Source organism: Acinetobacter sp. ANC_7654 (assembly GCF_056779855.1).
The window spans coordinates 141,352-158,379 of record NZ_JBWYIR010000004.1; the positions used below are offsets into that span (position 1 = coordinate 141,352).

Annotated in this window: 16 protein-coding genes, 2 tRNA genes and 1 other RNA gene; 13 read left to right on the plus strand and 6 right to left on the minus strand. The window is 36.9% G+C overall.

Annotated features, from left to right (window positions below; all coding sequences use genetic code 11):
* Position 1 precedes the first annotated feature (1 nt).
* From pgeF to AC1M86_RS06575, 3 genes are all read left to right on the plus strand, one after another.
* Complete coding sequence (gene pgeF, locus AC1M86_RS06565) at positions 2-742, plus strand: peptidoglycan editing factor PgeF (RefSeq protein WP_481607579.1); 741 nt, start codon at positions 2-4, stop codon at positions 740-742.
* 332 nt (positions 743-1,074) lie between these two features.
* Complete coding sequence (locus tag AC1M86_RS06570; protein ID WP_481607580.1) at positions 1,075-2,370, plus strand: hypothetical protein; 1,296 nt, start codon at positions 1,075-1,077, stop codon at positions 2,368-2,370.
* Positions 2,371-2,607: 237 nt separating this feature from the next.
* On the plus strand, positions 2,608-3,927 hold the full coding sequence (locus tag AC1M86_RS06575) for a hypothetical protein (RefSeq protein WP_481586481.1): 1,320 nt from the start codon (positions 2,608-2,610) through the stop codon (positions 3,925-3,927).
* 29 nt (positions 3,928-3,956) lie between these two features.
* Here the strand turns inward: AC1M86_RS06575 and smpB are convergent, their stop codons facing one another.
* Positions 3,957-4,433, minus strand: coding sequence for an SsrA-binding protein SmpB (gene smpB / locus AC1M86_RS06580; protein ID WP_035269908.1), 477 nt, complete (start codon positions 4,431-4,433; stop codon positions 3,957-3,959).
* A gap of 139 nt (positions 4,434-4,572) precedes the next feature.
* Here smpB and coaD point away from each other — a divergent pair, with 139 nt between their 5' ends.
* From coaD to AC1M86_RS06600, 4 genes are all read left to right on the plus strand, one after another.
* Positions 4,573-5,064 (plus strand): pantetheine-phosphate adenylyltransferase, encoded by a 492-nt coding sequence (gene coaD, locus AC1M86_RS06585; RefSeq protein ID WP_035269911.1) that lies wholly within the window; start codon positions 4,573-4,575, stop codon positions 5,062-5,064.
* A gap of 1 nt (position 5,065) precedes the next feature.
* Complete coding sequence (locus AC1M86_RS06590; protein WP_180027945.1) at positions 5,066-5,329, plus strand: YfhL family 4Fe-4S dicluster ferredoxin; 264 nt, start codon at positions 5,066-5,068, stop codon at positions 5,327-5,329.
* A 28-nt stretch (positions 5,330-5,357) separates the two neighbouring features.
* An RNA gene (gene rnpB / locus AC1M86_RS06595) (RNase P RNA component class A) lies at positions 5,358-5,739 on the plus strand.
* Positions 5,740-5,811: 72 nt separating this feature from the next.
* Positions 5,812-5,888, plus strand: a tRNA-Met gene (locus tag AC1M86_RS06600).
* A 57-nt stretch (positions 5,889-5,945) separates the two neighbouring features.
* Here the strand turns inward: AC1M86_RS06600 and AC1M86_RS06605 are convergent.
* Positions 5,946-6,254 carry a hypothetical protein gene (locus AC1M86_RS06605; protein WP_228133291.1) on the minus strand — a complete coding sequence of 103 codons (309 nt, stop codon included), beginning with the start codon at positions 6,252-6,254 and terminating at the stop codon, positions 5,946-5,948.
* A gap of 256 nt (positions 6,255-6,510) precedes the next feature.
* Here AC1M86_RS06605 and AC1M86_RS06610 point away from each other — a divergent pair.
* Positions 6,511-6,587: transfer RNA gene (locus tag AC1M86_RS06610), tRNA-Met, on the plus strand.
* 35 nt (positions 6,588-6,622) lie between these two features.
* On the opposite strand, the gene AC1M86_RS06615 is transcribed toward AC1M86_RS06610, so the two are convergent.
* The 3 genes from AC1M86_RS06615 to AC1M86_RS06625 form a co-directional block, all read right to left on the minus strand.
* Entirely contained in the window at positions 6,623-7,642 is a 1,020-nt protein-coding gene (locus AC1M86_RS06615; protein WP_481607581.1) for a hypothetical protein, read from the minus strand.
* Positions 7,635-9,260 carry an NAD+ synthase gene (locus AC1M86_RS06620; protein WP_481586478.1) on the minus strand — a complete coding sequence of 542 codons (1,626 nt, stop codon included), beginning with the start codon at positions 9,258-9,260 and terminating at the stop codon, positions 7,635-7,637. Before AC1M86_RS06620 ends, AC1M86_RS06615 begins: the two co-directional genes overlap by 8 nt.
* 341 nt (positions 9,261-9,601) lie before the next feature.
* Positions 9,602-10,090, minus strand: coding sequence for a hypothetical protein (locus tag AC1M86_RS06625; RefSeq protein ID WP_092766833.1), 489 nt, complete (start codon positions 10,088-10,090; stop codon positions 9,602-9,604).
* 282 nt (positions 10,091-10,372) lie between these two features.
* Here AC1M86_RS06625 and AC1M86_RS06630 point away from each other — a divergent pair, with 282 nt between their 5' ends.
* The 3 genes from AC1M86_RS06630 to AC1M86_RS06640 are packed head-to-tail and all read left to right on the plus strand — an operon-like array spanning position 10,373 to position 13,780.
* On the plus strand, positions 10,373-11,326 hold the full coding sequence (locus AC1M86_RS06630) for a metal-dependent hydrolase (protein WP_481607582.1): 954 nt from the start codon (positions 10,373-10,375) through the stop codon (positions 11,324-11,326).
* 15 nt (positions 11,327-11,341) lie between these two features.
* On the plus strand, positions 11,342-12,187 hold the full coding sequence (locus AC1M86_RS06635; RefSeq protein WP_481607583.1) for an SDR family NAD(P)-dependent oxidoreductase: 846 nt from the start codon (positions 11,342-11,344) through the stop codon (positions 12,185-12,187).
* A 15-nt stretch (positions 12,188-12,202) separates the two neighbouring features.
* Positions 12,203-13,780 (plus strand): flavin-containing monooxygenase, encoded by a 1,578-nt coding sequence (locus tag AC1M86_RS06640; RefSeq protein ID WP_481607584.1) that lies wholly within the window; start codon positions 12,203-12,205, stop codon positions 13,778-13,780.
* Between the two features lie 157 nt (positions 13,781-13,937).
* Here the strand turns inward: AC1M86_RS06640 and gltA are convergent, their stop codons facing one another.
* Positions 13,938-15,212 (minus strand): citrate synthase, encoded by a 1,275-nt coding sequence (gltA, locus tag AC1M86_RS06645; protein WP_035269948.1) that lies wholly within the window; start codon positions 15,210-15,212, stop codon positions 13,938-13,940.
* Positions 15,213-16,253: 1,041 nt separating this feature from the next.
* Here gltA and sdhC point away from each other — a divergent pair.
* Both sdhC and sdhD read left to right on the plus strand, forming a co-directional pair.
* Positions 16,254-16,652 carry a succinate dehydrogenase, cytochrome b556 subunit gene (gene sdhC / locus AC1M86_RS06650; RefSeq protein ID WP_179997761.1) on the plus strand — a complete coding sequence of 133 codons (399 nt, stop codon included), beginning with the start codon at positions 16,254-16,256 and terminating at the stop codon, positions 16,650-16,652.
* Positions 16,652-17,017, plus strand: a complete 366-nt coding sequence (gene sdhD / locus AC1M86_RS06655) for a succinate dehydrogenase, hydrophobic membrane anchor protein (RefSeq protein ID WP_035268511.1) — start codon at positions 16,652-16,654, stop codon at positions 17,015-17,017. The genes sdhC and sdhD overlap by 1 nt, the downstream gene beginning before the upstream one ends.
* Positions 17,018-17,028 lie beyond the last annotated feature (11 nt).

Below are 17,028 nucleotides of genomic sequence, written 5' to 3' on the forward strand. Positions count from 1 at the left end.
CATGCAAATTGTGCAAGGTTTGCCCAAAGGTGTCGTGGTAGGACAAACAGAATTGAGTCACCCTCACGCACTGAAAACACCACAGACTGATTTAGAAGGTTTTAACTTGGCGTTGCATGTAAATGATCAACCAGAACGTGTTCATCGGCATAGAATGAGCTTGTTAAATGACTTTTCAGTCTATGGGGTGAATCGATTAACTTGGATGAACCAAACGCACAGTACAATCTGTCACGTTGTAAATGATGACATGAGCTTACACGCCCTAAATGGCGATGGTTTAGTGACACAGCAAAAACAACATGCATTAATGATGATGACGGCAGATTGTTTACCGGTGGTTCTCGGTAACAAAGATGGTACTGAAGTCGCTAATTTGCATGCAGGTTGGCGAGGATTGGCAAATGGCATTATTGAAAATACAGTCAATGCCATGAGCACTCAACCCTCTTGGGCGTGGTTAGGTGCGGCAATTAGTCAGCCATGCTTTGAAGTGGGTGAAGAAGTAATGCACACATTCTGCGATAGGATTCCAGAATTAAGTTCAGCATTTCAAAAGGGAGATCTAGAGGGTAAGTATTACGGAGATCTCTATGCGATTGCTCGCCATATATTGAAAAGTTTAGGGGTGGAACAGGTTCTTGGAGGTGAGCGATGTAGCTACACGGAGGCTCAAACATATTATTCTCATCGCCGTAATTCAAAAACCGGCCGCATGGCGACATTTGTCTTCATGGAGTGAAAAGAACTTATTTAGTTTCAATCAGATCGTCTGGGTATTTAAATGATGACTTTCTTAAAGCTCATCATCTTTACTTATGTTTGAGATTTTATTTAATCACTTCGATCTGTTGTTTATTTAAATGAAAGATTTAAATAAAAATACATTAATTTACAAGTTGCTAAGTTGATATAAGTGATTCATTACTAGACCATTTTTTTTGAAATATGAATTATTTAAATACAAAAATGTTAGATCAATCACAATTTGATAGTAAAAATTTATATAATAGTGAATATTACATTGTCTTTTTGTTAGACAAGACATAAAAATAAAAAATTGTGGAGACAATGATGATCTTAATAGGATTCGCGAAATCAAGAAATTTTTGTATTCCTGTCATCTATGGATTGACTTCAATAACATTAGCGTATGCTGCTCCAATGCAAGAACTGACTGACGCTGAACTTTCACATGTTGAAGGTAAAGCACTCATGAGCTTAAGCTATATTTCACCTGCAGATTCCGTCAATAAGAATTCTGGTCAAAATATTGGATTTTATAAAATGGGAATGGAAGCCCAATTAGATTTAAATGCTAACATCAAAAGATTGCAACTTGGATGCGGTGGAGTAAATGGTGCAAACGGTTGTGATATTGATATCGATAACTTAAGTTTGTCAGGGGTTGCAGAAACTCGTGAAGGACGAGTCCAATCAAGTGCCCAACTAACCAATCCATTTTTAGAGTTTGCTATAAAAAATCCAGATTCAGCTTCCACACGTGAAATGGTTGGTGTTCGTTTAAGTGCAGAAAAAGTACTAGGATTATTAACGCTTGGTAGTGAAAACTCTGAAAAACCAAATGGTATCAATAGTTTAAGTGGCTATCTGAAGATTAAGGACGCTGTTGGAACTGCGACAACAGCAGCTCGTTCTGGTGTAAATTTTAACAATCTTGGGGAATTAGTTTACGGAAAAGCAAAGAGTACAACAGGTTTCGTAAGTGCAGACTTTACGTCTAATGATTATGCTTTAAATTTAGCTGAGGGAAGCGGCTCTTTAAAAATTAATGGCCAAACTATTAGTGGTAACAGAATGTCAAATGTTTATTTAACAGGTGTTGCTCGAATAGATAACATTGCATTGTCAGGGAAAATTTCTGCAAGTGCTAAACTCTGGGGGCTTGTGCCTATACCACTATCTGGTGACATTACGGGTAATGTTTCAAACCTAAATGTAGATGTTAAAGTTTCAGAGAACCTTGGATATATTCACCGCTTACCTTTGAGCAATCCATTTTCTCTATCGATGCAAAAACAAGATATACATTGGACTGGAGCGAGTGTTGCTGCTCAGACAGGTTGGTGGCTTTCAATCGAGGACCCAATTGATATAGGTAATGTTACTCCGAGTCAAAAAGTGGTTGTGACAGATGCAGTGATTAAACAAGTTGTACCGCTAATTAGTAATTATTTACAGGCTAATCCAATCGAATGTGGTTTTTTAGCAACAAGTTGTTTAGCAGGTAATTTTAGATTAGGTGAAGTTCCATTAACAAATTCAAGAGTGAATATGGATTTGGTAAACTTACAGTTAAAAAATCAATCCTTTGCCCCAAACTGTTATGGAAGTTTAAAATTCTGTTAAATAAGTGATGTGCGTGAATTTTTAGTTTGCATTTTATCGGATAAATGATTATTTACATCACGCTTTAATGTTGTGTAATGTGATGTAAGTCTCTAAAAAATATTCAATTTTGTTATAATTTCTATATTTCAACCCATTTAGCAAGTTTTTGTACCTCTTTATTTTTTTCAGTAATTTATAGATAGTAATGCTGTTGCTTATGGATTAAGCCTGAATAAAAATAATACGGAGACTCTAATGTTGAAGAGTTTACTTGTTTCTATCAAATTGATTTTATCAACATCTTGCTTAGTGTTGATTCCTTTGTCTGCAACTGCTAATAACATTCAGAATGATTTAAAAATGATGACTGATGAAGAGTTATCTGCGACAAACGGTCAAGCTTTATTAAGTATGAGTTATATTGATCCCAATGACGGGGCAAACAATATGCGAGGTAAAGGCGTTGGCTTTTATAAGCTTGGAATGGAAGCAGATATAGAACTCAATGCAAATATTAAGCATTTACAACTTGGCTGTGGTGGTATTAATGGAGCAGGTGGATGTGATATTGATATCGAAAATCTGAGTTTGAGTGGTATGTCAGACACTAGAGAGGGTCGTGCGGGTTCTTCAGCCAAGCTAACCAATCCATTTTTAGAGTTTGCGGTAAAAAATCCAACATCTGCATCAACTCGAGAAGTTGTAGGTTTGCGTCTCAGTGCTGAAAAAGTATTAGGTTTACTGACGCTTGGTGATGAAAACTCTGATAAACCGAATGGTATTAACTCACTCAGTGGTTATTTAAAAATTAATCCCACTCAGGGTATGGGCTATACTAATGCTCGAAGTATGACCTATGCCGATACTGGTCAAACTATCGATGGAAAAGTGAATGCAAGAATTTGTTTGATTTGTATTATTGCACCTACTTTGACACTCGATTTTAAATCGAATAATTACAATTTAGCATTACAAGAAACGACTGCACCAATTCAAATTAATGGAACTACGGTCTCTGGTACTCGAATGAGTTCTGCACAATTGACAGGTGTTGCCAATATCAATCAATTGAATTTTGGTGGTAATCTCACGGCTAATATCCAAGTGCTAGGGGTGGGATTACTGAATTTGCAAAAAGAGGTCAGTGGTAACATTACAGGTTTAAAAGCCAACATTACGGTAGATCAAAACTTAGGTTTAATTCATAAAATCCCTGTAAACAATCCATTCTCACTCTCTGTTCAAAACAGTGAAATCTGGTGGCCAAATGCTGACGTTGCTGCACAGCAGGGTTGGTGGATGGCATTTAATGATTCGATCAATATTGGGGATGTAACACCTGAGAAGCGTATCGATATTACGAATGATGTGTTAAAACAAGTGGTTGGACCAATCAGTGATTATATCAGTCGAAATCCTCCATCTTGTAATGCACTTGATTGTCTGTTTGGTGACAAACTTGGTGTTGGGAATGTTCATTTGCCGAATACCAATGTAAATTTTCCATTAAAAGATTTACAACTTAAAAATCAGACCTTTGCTCCAAACTGTTATGGAAATTTAAGGTTTTGTTAATAAAAAAACCGCTCAAATGAGCGGTTTTTTTATTTATGAAAAATTCTTGCTTTATCACGCTGCCAATCGCGGTCTTTTTCAGTGGCACGTTTATCGTGTAATTGTTTACCTTTAACAAGTGCAATTTCGAGTTTGACTAAACGACCTTTCCAATAGCACGCCAAAGGTACACATGTGTAACCTTTTTGATTGATCGCTCCTTGGAGTTTCTCGAGTTCGCGACGTGAAAGAAGTAGCTTACGAGTACGTGTTGCTTCGGGAACGATATGAGTTGAAGCAGAAAGAAGAGGTTGAATTTGAGCACCAAATAAATAAGCTTCATTATTTTTGAAAATAATATAGCTTTCCGTGATACTCATGCGTCCAGCACGAAGAGATTTTACTTCCCAACCTTGTAACGCTAAACCAGCTTCAAATTTTTCCTCAATAAAATAATCGTGACGTGCACGTTTGTTAAGCGCAATAGTGCCACTATTATTTTTTTTTACTACAATCGATTTCGACATAATACAAATATTCCAAGATTAGACCTATTTTGCCTCAAACTTGGCTTGAGGTGAAGTCATTTCACTGTCAACAAGTGTGCGTGTGAATTGAGTTTTTGTTAAACTATGCGCCTACATAATAATCTTAGAGTATAAATGGATGTCTAAAACTCGTGTCATCTATCCGGGAACATTCGATCCTATTACCAATGGTCATATTGATCTTGTATCTCGTGCTGCAAAAATGTTTGATGAAGTTGTAGTTGCGATTGCAATTGGTCATCACAAAAATCCAGTGTTTAGTTTAGATGAGCGAGTTGCGCTTGCAAAATCATCGTTAAGCCATTTAGACAATGTAGAGTTTGTTGGTTTTGATGGTTTATTGGTGAATTTTTTTCAAGAGCAAAAGGCAACAGCTGTACTCAGAGGTTTAAGAGCAGTGTCTGACTTTGAATATGAGTTTCAACTTGCAAATATGAATCGTCAATTAGATTCAAATTTTGAAGCTGTATTTTTAACGCCGTCAGAGCAATACTCGTTTATTTCATCCACATTAGTTCGTGAAATTGCACGTTTGAAAGGTGATGTGACGAAATTTGTGCCAAAAGCAGTTGTTGAGGCATTTGAACGTAAGCATCAGCAAGGTTGGTAGAGTGTCTTTAATTATTACGGATGAGTGCATCAATTGTGACGTTTGTGAGCCTGTATGCCCAAATGAAGCGATTTATATGGGTGAACTGATCTATGAAATTGATCCGAATCTATGTACTGAATGTATTGGTCATTATGACCAACCCCAGTGTTCATTATTCTGCCCGGTAGACTGTATTCCTAAAGATCCTAATCATGTGGAATCTGAGGATGAATTGCTGGAAAAGTATAAAAAACTAATTGCTCAAAAAAGCACGAGCAATTGATCTCAAAGTTTGTTAAGATGCGCCACTTGAAGTGAGCCAGACGATCGCTGCTGTGAAGGTCTTCGTGACTAAAGCAGGGGAGGAAAGTCCGGGCTTCATCGGGCAAGGTGCCAGGTAACGCCTGGGAGGCGTAAGCCTACGGAAAGTGCAGCAGAGAGTAGACCGCCATTTTGCAACTGAACTTCGGTTTAGCCTAGAATATGGTAAGGGTGAAAGGGTGCGGTAAGAGCGCACCGCATGACTGGTAACAGTTCATGGCATGGTAAACCCCACCTGAAGCAAGACCAAATAGGAATCCTTAAGGTATGGCCCATACTGGATTCGGGTAGGTCGCTTGAGCATATGAGTGATTGTATGCCTAGAGGAATGATCGTTCTAGACAGAACCCGGCTTATCGGCTCACTTCAACAAATTTTGATCAAACAGTGCCGATATTACTTGACGGATACATCAATCAAGTAGATAATGCGCCCACAGTTTACGGCTATGTAGCTCAGTTGGTTAGAGCACCGCACTCATAATGCGGGGGTCACAGGTTCAAGTCCCGTCATAGCCACCATTTTTATAGACCACACTCACTAGTGTGGTCTTTTTTTATGTGTGAAATCTTGAGTTCTCATTGGCACTGAATAAGCTGAGAATCTAGCTTAATTTTTGGAAACTCTTGTTCAAATTGTGCTAAAACGGCTGTCTGATTTACATTTGAAAACACAATATTTTGCAAGCTTTCAATTTTTTGCTCAGACAAATAAAGCTGTGCACAATGAAGAGCAACCGCATTCTCTTTACTCACGGCAAGTTTATGATCTTCAGGAATGACATCAATATGCACGAGCTTTTGTTGAGCACGGCTTAATTGAACTAGAGTTCGTTTTTGTTGCATGGTTATAAAATTTTGAGCATTGATCCATTGAGCTACATCCATGCGTACACCGTGATAATTCACAAATATGGGATGAATCGTTTGGCATCCGCTCACAAGGATTAAACAGCATATGAGAATAAAATATTGAGGATTGAGCATGATTTTGATGTTATTGAAACCTTACTATTACAATAAAATCATATAATTATGGATTAATTTTGTTCAAATAAGGTTTATTTGTATAAAGGGTGATCATTAGTGCTTTCGTATGCTTGACGATACAACGATAACTTAAGATAATGCGCACACAGTTTACGGCTATGTAGCTCAGTTGGTTAGAGCACCGCACTCATAATGCGGGGGTCACAGGTTCAAGTCCCGTCATAGCCACCATTTTTATAGACCATGCTCACCGCATGGTCTTTTTTTTATTTCTCAAAATGTCCTGAGATAAGGTCAAGTGTAGATTGTGCTTGATAAAAAGGCTGAATCAAACTTTGAATTAATTGTTCTAGAATGCCAAAATCATTTAACATGGTGATAAGTTGAGGTGCAAAACGATGGGCTTCGATCACTAAATCTTCTTGAGTTAGTCCAACAGCCGTAAGTAAAGCTTGTAAACTGTAATCACCAAAATATTCATAGAACTCATCAACCACTTCTAAAATGATGGACTGAATCTCAGCGGATTGGCGTAAATTTCTCCAGGTTTCATAGACCAGAATAAAAAAATCTTCGACATCAATGGCTTCAATCTGCTCAAGCTGAGCTGAAATTTTTTGAAATTGGAGATCTGACCAAATATGTTGAATGATTTCATAAAGTTCATTTTGAGGCAGTGTGATAATTTCGCCTAATTGAACCAATATTGCATTTGCAAGTTGGGATTCTAGTTTTAACTCTAATGTTTGTTGCTGATCTTGGAGAAAATTAAAAATCTTTGATTTGACCGTATGATTTTGAACTTTATTTTTTCGAAGCCTATCCAGCCAAGGTGTATATTTTTCTAAAATTTGATTTGCTAATTGAAGACTTACTGCATGTGCCTTCTCATTACTTAAAATTTGTTGTTTTAAACCATAACGTACTTGATCTAATTCAAGAATTTTATTTAGCCATAGCCCAAAATCATGGTCAGAAATTAAATCTCCGATTAAAGCATTTGAATCCTTTAAATGAAGGTAAATACGTTGTGCAACTGCGCCAATAAACTCTAGTAAATCAGGTCCAAGATTTAATTCAAAAGCATATTTTGAAACAACAGCATGAAGTTGTTCAAGATTTACAATGTCTTTTAGTTTGATTCGATAGAACTGAGCATAAGCCTGTGAAACAAACGTGTCTAGTACAGCATTAGATTCAGCATTTAATAAATACTGTTGCGTAAACCGAATTTGCTCAAGCATAAGTGCTTGAGCAAATTGATTGAGTTGTGTCGAGTTAGACACCTGCTTTCCATCCATTTACGATTGGATAGCGGCGTTCGCGGCTAAACGCACGAGAGGATATACGTGGACCAATTGCACCCTGACGGCGCTTATATTCGTTGCGATCAACCAATCCAATGACCTTAGTCACGATATCTCGATCAAAACCTTTAGAAATAATATCTTCAAGACTCTGATCTTCTTCAATATATGCATATAAAATTGCATCAAGAACATCGTAAGGTGGTAAAGAGTCTTGATCTTTTTGATCAGGGCGCAATTCAGCAGAAGGTGGGCGAGTAATAACACGTTCAGGGATTACAGGCGTATCTTCCAAACTATTACGGTATTTTGCTAACTCAAATACAATCGTTTTATAAACATCTTTAAGTACAGCAAAACCACCGACCATATCACCGTACAGTGTGCAGTAACCAACAGATAATTCAGATTTGTTACCTGTAGATAAAACAAGATTACCAAATTTATTCGACAGACCCATTAATAAGGTGCCGCGTGCGCGAGCTTGTAAATTTTCCTCAGTTGCATCAGCAGGAGAATTGCCGAAGAATGGGTGTAATGTCTGCATAAAGCTGTTGACGATTGGGTGAATTTCCGCAATACCAAAAGTGACTCCCATACGTTTTGCCTGCTCAGTCGCGTCTTCAACACTAATTTGAGAGGTATATGTGTAAGGCATCATAACAGCTTGAACTTTATCTGCTCCAATAGCATCGACAGCGATTGCAAGGGTGAGTGCTGAGTCGATACCACCAGAGAGACCAAGAATGACACCAGGGAAACCTGAGCGTTGTACATAATCTCGTGTTGCCAAAACCAAAGCTTGGTAAATTTCTGCAATCGTATCTAATGCAGGTGCTTTGGTAGCGGCTTTAAAAGATTTAAGCTCTGCTTCATATTCAACATGAAAAAGGTCTTCTTTAAAGCTTGGTGCTTCAAGTACAACTTCACCATTTGCATTCACAACGAAACTTGTTCCGTCGAAAATGAGATCATCTTGCCCGCCTACTTGGTTGACATAAACAAGATTGAGATTCAATTGTTTAGCTAACTCTTTAAGCGTAACAACACGGTGTTGAGGCTTTCCAACTTCGTATGGTGAGGCATTTAACACAAGAACAGTTTTAACATTCAGTTTAGCAAGTTGTTGAACACTCTCAAGTGTCCAGACATCTTCGCAAATTAATACACCGAATTTATGTCCTAAATACTCAAATACAAGGTGTTGATGACCCTCAGCGAAATATCTCTTTTCATCAAAAACACTATAATTTGGTAAATTTTGCTTGTTATAAATACCTAATACTTGCCCATCTTTCATAACGGCTGCAGAGTTATAGCGTGCACCCGAATCAGCTTGATTAACAAAACCAAATACCATCACAATGTCTTTCACTTCAGCCAGTTTTTCGAAAGCTGATGCTGTACGTTTGCTTAGGCTTGGACGAAGTAGAAGATCCTCTGCAGGATAACCAATGGTCGAAAGTTCAGGAAACACAATGATATTGGCATTTTGCTGTTTGGCTTCGTTAGCGAGTTCAATCATTCGTTGAACATTGGCTTCTAAATTGCCGACAAATGGAGAGAATTGAGCAAGAGAAACTTTAAAACTATTCATTTAAACCAAGTCCTATCCTATAGGTTTATATACAGCACGTGCTGATTTTATTGGAGTAATTATTCAGCTGTGTGTATGTGATATTACATAACTGCCAAATGGCTCAAATTTACATCATTCAAACATGATAAAAGATCTTATTTTTTGCACAGCAAAAACTACGATTCATATGTATTCTATCTAAAATAAAAGTAGATACTAGCTTTTGCCATTGTTTGTACATAAAAAATTAAATCGTAATGGATTTGCGACACAGTAAATCAGATGTCAAAGCTGATATGGTGTTTCTGATTCACAAATCAATAGCTTGAATAAAAAATATTCTTTTAATTTTACAATTTTTATTGATTCAAAATAATATTCGGAATCTTTTTCAAAAATATATCTCTAGCTATATCGCCTTGTTGTTCAATGTTGTAGTCATTGAAATTTTTTTTTGGGTCAAATTTATAGGCATAAGGATTATACTTTTTGAAGGAAATAAAATACGCACTTTGCAGAAAAGCGCCTTTGAGCAAAACATTTTGTCCTTGTTGGTGTTGTAAAATATGAGTCATCTCGTGAATGAAAATTCCTTGATAGATTTTATTTTCTTTCGAATAGTCAGTTTTGAAATGTTTGTTACGAATATGCAAATAGCCCTTTGGTGCCATAAATACCGCTGAGGGTTGCCACGGTAGAAACGGATGATTCATGATTTTCACCCTGTCATAATCTATAAGATCACCAAAGACACTTTGGCTCAACGTGATTTCACCTTGGGTGAGTGATCTACATCTAAAAGCGTCAAATTTTATCCATTTTAAAATAAGTGGCATCCACAACATCATACTTATTTCTTAATCTACTTAAAGTTTATGTGACATTCAAAATATCACTATTTGGAATCATTACTTGTTAAAAATGGTGTTGACCTTTAATGATAATGAAATGGTATTTACTGATTAAAACTTAATAATTTTGTTAGACAATCTTGATGAATGAGCAATTATGCCATCTCTAAAGATTTATTATGCAAATGGCTATTTCGTCTTTTTATCTTAATTTTTTAGAAACGTCGAAGAATTCACATTATTTGAATTTATTCACTGAGATAAAAGAGAAGGTTCGCCATGTTATTAACTCAGCCACTAAAAAAAATTTCTAAATTTCTAAACGGTTCTAAATTTGATCCTGAGAATCAATCAAAAGCTATTCCAATTCGTCATATGAAATTTGATTTTGATCATCAAAAGATTGATCCAAAATTTTATTTGAATGCGGAATTAGCAAGTGCTTACTTTGCGTCACTTTCAATTTTTTTAACCTATGGTGAGGATCTCGTTATTGATACAGCACGTTATCATCGTGACTTTATTCAAGATCCATTACTTAAGCAAAGAGTGACAGCACTGATTGGGCAAGAAGCTTTACATTCTAAACTTCATGAAGAATTAAATGACGCTTTTTTAAAGGCAGATTTGCCTGTCAAATTGTTTAGATTTCTGGCGCATCACGTTTTTGAATATGGTTTTAATCGGTTGCCTCAGCCAATGAAATTATCGCTTATGGCTGGGATTGAGCATTTTACCGCAGTGCTTGCTGAATACATGATGAATCATGAGCATATTTTCTTCGAATCTCAAGATGAGAAACAACGCGCAATTTGGATGTGGCATATGCTTGAGGAATCAGAGCATAAAGATATTGCATATGATGTGTTCCAACTTCTTTCGAGTAACTATGCTTTAAGAATAGCAGGCTTTTTCCCAGCGCTTATTACGATTTTAGTGCTGATTTCTGCTGCATCCTTAATTGTGCCATTTTATCGTAAGCCATCAAATCTAATCAGTTTAAGTTACTACAAAGATATGTACCGAAGTGTAGGTTTGATTTTTGGTCTAAAAGATGGTGTTTATGGCAGTTCGCTCAAACATATTTTCGAATATCTCAAACCAGACTTCCATCCGAATGATCATGATACATCAGCATTTTTAGAGTACTACAAAGAACGTTTATTAAATCCAGTGGATGGTATTTTGACACCATACTTTACGAAGGAATTCATGCCAGCTTTAAAGGTATAAGAATAAGGATAGTTCATGCTTTTTTTTAAGAAGAAAATTAAACCGAGCCATCAGGCTTATGCTGTGGTAACGGGTGCGGGAAGTGGTATTGGACGCAGTTTTGCATTGGAAATTGCAAAACGTGGTGGTCAAGTGGTGTGTGCTGATATTAATTTAGCTGCAGCTGAAGAAACTGTTCAGCTGATTTCTCAAACCACAGGGCAAAAAGCATTTGCTGAATCCTGCGATGTGGGAAAAAAGGAAGATGTTGAGCGACTGGCGAATCAAGCAGAAAACCTTTTTAATCATCCTGTGACACTTGTTATTAATAATGCTGGCGTGGGGTTAGGTGGTAAGTTTGATGAAATGACACTAGAAGATTGGCAATGGTGTATGCATGTCAACTTATGGGGCGTGATTCATGGTTGCCACTTTTTTGTACCGAAGTTTAAACAACAAGGTTATGGGGCAATTATTAATGTTGCTTCAGCAGCAGGATTTACAGCTGCACCTGAAATGACAGCTTATAACGTGACGAAATCTAGTGTACTTGCATTATCTGAAACGTTATCTGCAGAACTACATCAAGATAATATCCGTGTGAATGTGCTTTGCCCAACTTTAGTACCTACTAATATTATGAAGAATGGGCGATTACCTTCCAATTACTCGGGTTTAGCGGATGATTTATTGCAGAATCATGCATTTGTCACAAGCGATCAAGTTGCACAAAAAACCTTAAACAATTTAGATAAAGGCATTCTTTATACGATTCCACAACCAGACGCGAAATTATTTTGGTTGATGAAGCGTGCTTCACCGACCTTATATACCAAAATGTTAGGTGTAGGTTATCCATGGTTTAAGCGTTTTGTAAAATAATAGAGAGATAAAAGAATGACACTCGATAACGAATTAGAGAGCAATGCAGATTTAAAAATTCAAACTGCTGATCAATCTGAAAAAGCAGAAGTAAAAGTAAAGAAAAAAAATAACGCAGATAAAGAACTTAAAGTCGAACAATCACAAAAGGTGTATGACACGGTTGTTGTTGGTGCAGGTATTTCCGGTATCGCTGCGGCATATAAAATGAATCAGGCAGGATATCGCGACTACATTGTGCTGGAAAAAGCGAACCGAGTTGGTGGTACATGGCGCGATAATAATTATCCAGGATGTGGATGTGATGTTCCTTCAGCCTTATATTCTTTTTCCTTTTCGCCAAGTCACAAATGGAGTCATTTGTTTGCCAAGCAGCCAGAAATCTTAAGTTATCTTGAGGAAGTGGTTGAGAAGCATCAACTGACTGAAAAAATCCAATTTAATCATGAATTAAAAACAGCACGTTGGGATAACGAGAAGGCGCAGTGGTCGTTAGAAACTTCTCAAGGAAAGTATCTAGCAAAAACGGTAATCTTTACAACGGGACCGATTACTGAGCCATCATTTCCAAAAATTAAGGGCATAGAAAGTTTCAAGGGGGTAATGTTTCACTCTGCAAGATGGAATCATGAGTACGATCTGAAAGGTAAACGTATTGCTGTTATTGGTACAGGTGCTTCAGCGATTCAATTTATTCCTCAGGTTCAGCCATTAGCGAAAGAACTCTTTGTGTTTCAGCGTACAGCACCTTGGGTGTTGCCAAAAGCTGATATGAATTTGAATGATCAAGCGAAATCACTGATCCAGAAATTTCCCGTGATTCAATCCACTTGGCGGAGCAGTATTGCCCAAATTTTAAATGGCATTAACTTTGGTTTGCGTAATCCGAAAGTGCTGAAGCCTGTGAATTTCTTAAGCAAACAATTATTGAAGTTGCAAATTCAAGATGATGAATTAAGAAAAAAAGTCACACCAAATTTTGATATTGGCTGTAAACGTCTTTTATTTGCCAACAATTACTATCCAGCATTGCAACATGATAATGTGAAACTAATCAATGAGGGATTGGTTGAGATTGATGGGAATACGGTTGTTGCGGCCAATGGTGAGCGTCATGAAGTGGATGTCATCATTTGGGGTACAGGTTTTGAGGTATCGCATCCGCCAATTGGTAAGCGCATTTATGATATGGATGGGAAGCTCTTAGCGGATCGTTGGAAAAATAGTTCACCAGAAGCTTATTTAGGTGCAAGTATTACCAATGTACCAAATGCATTTTTGGTGTTAGGACCAAATATTCTGGTTTATGACTCATTTATTGGTATTGCTGAAGCTCAATTGGATTATATTCTTGATGGTCTACTAAAGATCAAAAAGCAAAACATTAACAAGCTTGTGATTAAAGACGACGTTGTTAAGCGACATAATCAATTGGTTCAAAAGCATCTTAAAACTACTGTATTTAATGCAGGGGGCTGTAAGAGTTACTATTTGGATGAAAATGGTCGTAACTTTGCAGCATGGCCATGGTCTCTTGCAAAATTAAAACAGCAGTTAAGCTCATTAAATTTGGATCATTATTCACAACACTGATCAAAAAAGCCTGATTTAATCAGGCTTTTTTTTGTTTGTAGATATTCTAGATATACGAGGTTTCTATTTCATTAGGGCTGAAAACAATATTTTGTTGTTAATCAGATAATAAAAAACCACCCAAAGGGTGGTTTTTTGACTGTCGACGCAGTTCGAATTAACGAACGATATCGCGTTGAACTTCGCCAGTGTAAAGTTGACGAGGACGTCCAATCTTGTATGGGCCGCTGTGCATTTCTAACCAGTGGCTGATCCAACCAACAGTACGTGCAAGTGCGAAGATTACAGTGAACATTTCTGTTGGGATACCAATCGCTTTAAGGATGATACCTGAATAGAAGTCAACGTTTGGATAAAGGTTACGCTTGATGAAGTATTCATCAGAAAGTGCGATACGCTCCAATTCCATTGCTAAAGCTAACTGTGGATCATTGATACCTAAAGCACCAAGAACTTCATCACAAGTTTCTTTCATTACTTTAGCACGTGGATCGAAGTTTTTATAAACACGGTGACCGAAGCCCATAAGTTTAACTTCTTTAGTCTTCACTTTTTCCATGAAGCCAGCAACGTTTTCTACAGAGCCGATTTCATCAAGCATCTTAAGAACAGCTTCGTTTGCACCACCGTGAGCAGGGCCCCAAAGTGCAGAGATACCAGCAGCGATACATGCATACGGATTAGCACCAGTAGAACCAGCTAAACGTACTGTAGACGTAGAAGCATTTTGTTCATGGTCAGCATGAAGCGTGAAGATACGATCCATTGCTTTTGCAAGAATAGGGTTAACTTTGTAATCACGATCTGCTGGAGTAGCAAACATCATGTACAAGAAGTTTTCTGCATAGCTTAAGTCATTACGTGGGTAAACGAATGGTTGACCAACAGTATACTTGTAGCTCCACGCAGCAAGGGTAGGAATTTTAGCAATCAAACGGATCGCAGTAATTTCACGGTGATCAACATTTTCGATATCAAGGTTGTTGTGATAGAACGCTGATAACGCACCAACAACACCAACCATAATAGCCATAGGGTGTGCATCACGGCGGAAACCGTTATAGAAGCGGCTAACTTGATCGTGAACCATAGTGTGGTTACGAACTTTAGCGTCAAACTCTTCTTTTTGCTCAGCTGTAGGAAGCTCACCATTTAATAATAAGTAGCAAGTTTCTAAATAATCAGCTTTAGTAGCCAGTTGGTCGATTGGATAACCACGGTGTAATAGAACACCTTTATTACCATCGATAAATGTGATTTTAGACTCGCAAGACGCTGTAGCCATAAAACCAGGATCAAAAGTGAAGTGACCTGCGGCCAATACATCTTTAACGTCGATTACATCTGGGCCCAATGTGCCGCTGTAAATTGGTAATTCAATTTCTTTGCCATCAAGCTGTAATACGGCTTTTTTGCCAGTTGCTTCAGACATTCAATAGATCTCCTGTCCTGGTGAATGTTTTATCTAACCCGAAATAATCTGTTGTAATCCGTGAGTTAGACGGTTTCAAAATTTGCTCTAAGCTTAGTGAGTAGTCAAAAATTGTCAATTATACTTATGGATAAAAATGACGACCTAAAGTGACTGGTTCTAAACTCAGTTAATCAGTAGGAATTTATCTGCTTTTCACTAGCGCCGCCGTATAATAAGACAATTTCAACGGTAGTGGCATAAAAAAAAAGACAAAAACGTGCATATTTTGATGATTTAAACCAAGTAATGCTTGATTATTAATACCTTTTATCAATATGTTAAAGGTTGTGAAAAGCGATTGTTTATAGAATTTGTCAGTTTTTTTAAGATGATAGACTGAATAAATACACCAAAAATGACAATGAAATATTTTTTTTCACTTTATTTACTAATTGATTAAAAAGTGTCTAATTTATAATGTTTCATTAGATTTTAAGTGGTGAGCTCAACATTAGAAAATGAAGTTTATTTTGTAATTAATTTATAAGTGCATATGATTTTTATCCTTTTTTACATTTGAAATTACTCAATTCAATTAGATAAAAAAACAATGACCATGTGAGCAATATTCATTTTTCTAATTAGTTTTAAAAGTACAAATTATTTGAGATTTAATTTTCTTTAAGTTTTTGAAAAATAAAATAAATATTATATTTCTTAAAAAAATATATTTTTGTAGTGAGTTGTGCTTTAGTCTAATTAAGACAAATCGAACATTTGAGTTCAGTAACACTAAATTAAAATAAATTGATATAAATATTAATGGCTTAGTGTTTGTATTTAAATAGAGAGATGACTTAACTGTAAGAAAGTAGATGTAAATGATTCTTATTTAAAAATATTTTATGGTTGACGCCTGCTTCGTAGGTTTGTAATTTGAAATTGCACGTTTTATAATTCCGTGTCGTATAAAGGTTTAGACAATTTATTTGTCTAACAAATGCCAGCTTTCCTTCGAATTAATTCCAACAAACTCCGGATGGAGTTTTTAACTACAGGATGCCCGCTGTGAAAAGCAACAGACCTGTCAATTTGTCCATGGGTCAAGTTTTAGACGTAAACTTAAAATCCCCTGTGGCTATTGCATCTATTTTACACCGTCTTTCAGGTGTCATCGTATTTTTACTCGTACCAGTTCTTTTATGGATCTTAGACAAATCATTGTCTTCTCCTGAGGGCTTTGCACAAGTTCAAGCTATTTTTGATAGCTTTATCGTGCGCTTTATCGTATGGGTATTTGTCGCTGGCTTAATCTACCACTTCATCGCAGGTATCAAGCATTTGCTTGCTGATATGGGTATCGCTGAAGAGTTACAAAGTGGTCGTGTAGCAGCAACAATCGCATTAATTTTATCTGCAATTGGTATCGTTGCATCATTTGTATGGATCGTACTCTAATGAAAAGTGCTACTGGTTTAACGGGTTCAGGTTCTCGCGATTGGTTTATCCAGCGTGTAAGTGCTGTAGTTTTAGCTGTTTATACTGTTGTGGTGTTTGGTTGGATCCTTTGTAATGGTGGTTTCAACTTCGAACAGTGGTACGGCTTTATGATGACATTACCGATGAAGATTTTATCTTTATTGGCAGTCTTATCTCTTGTTGCACACGCATGGATTGGTATGTGGCAAGTATTCACTGACTATGTGACGACTCGTCAAATGGGTCCATCAGCATCAGGTTTACGCCTTGTACTGACTTCAGCAGTTATTATTGCTGTATTTGCATATGCGATCTGGGCAATCCAGATTTTTTGGGCGAATTGATAGGAAACAAT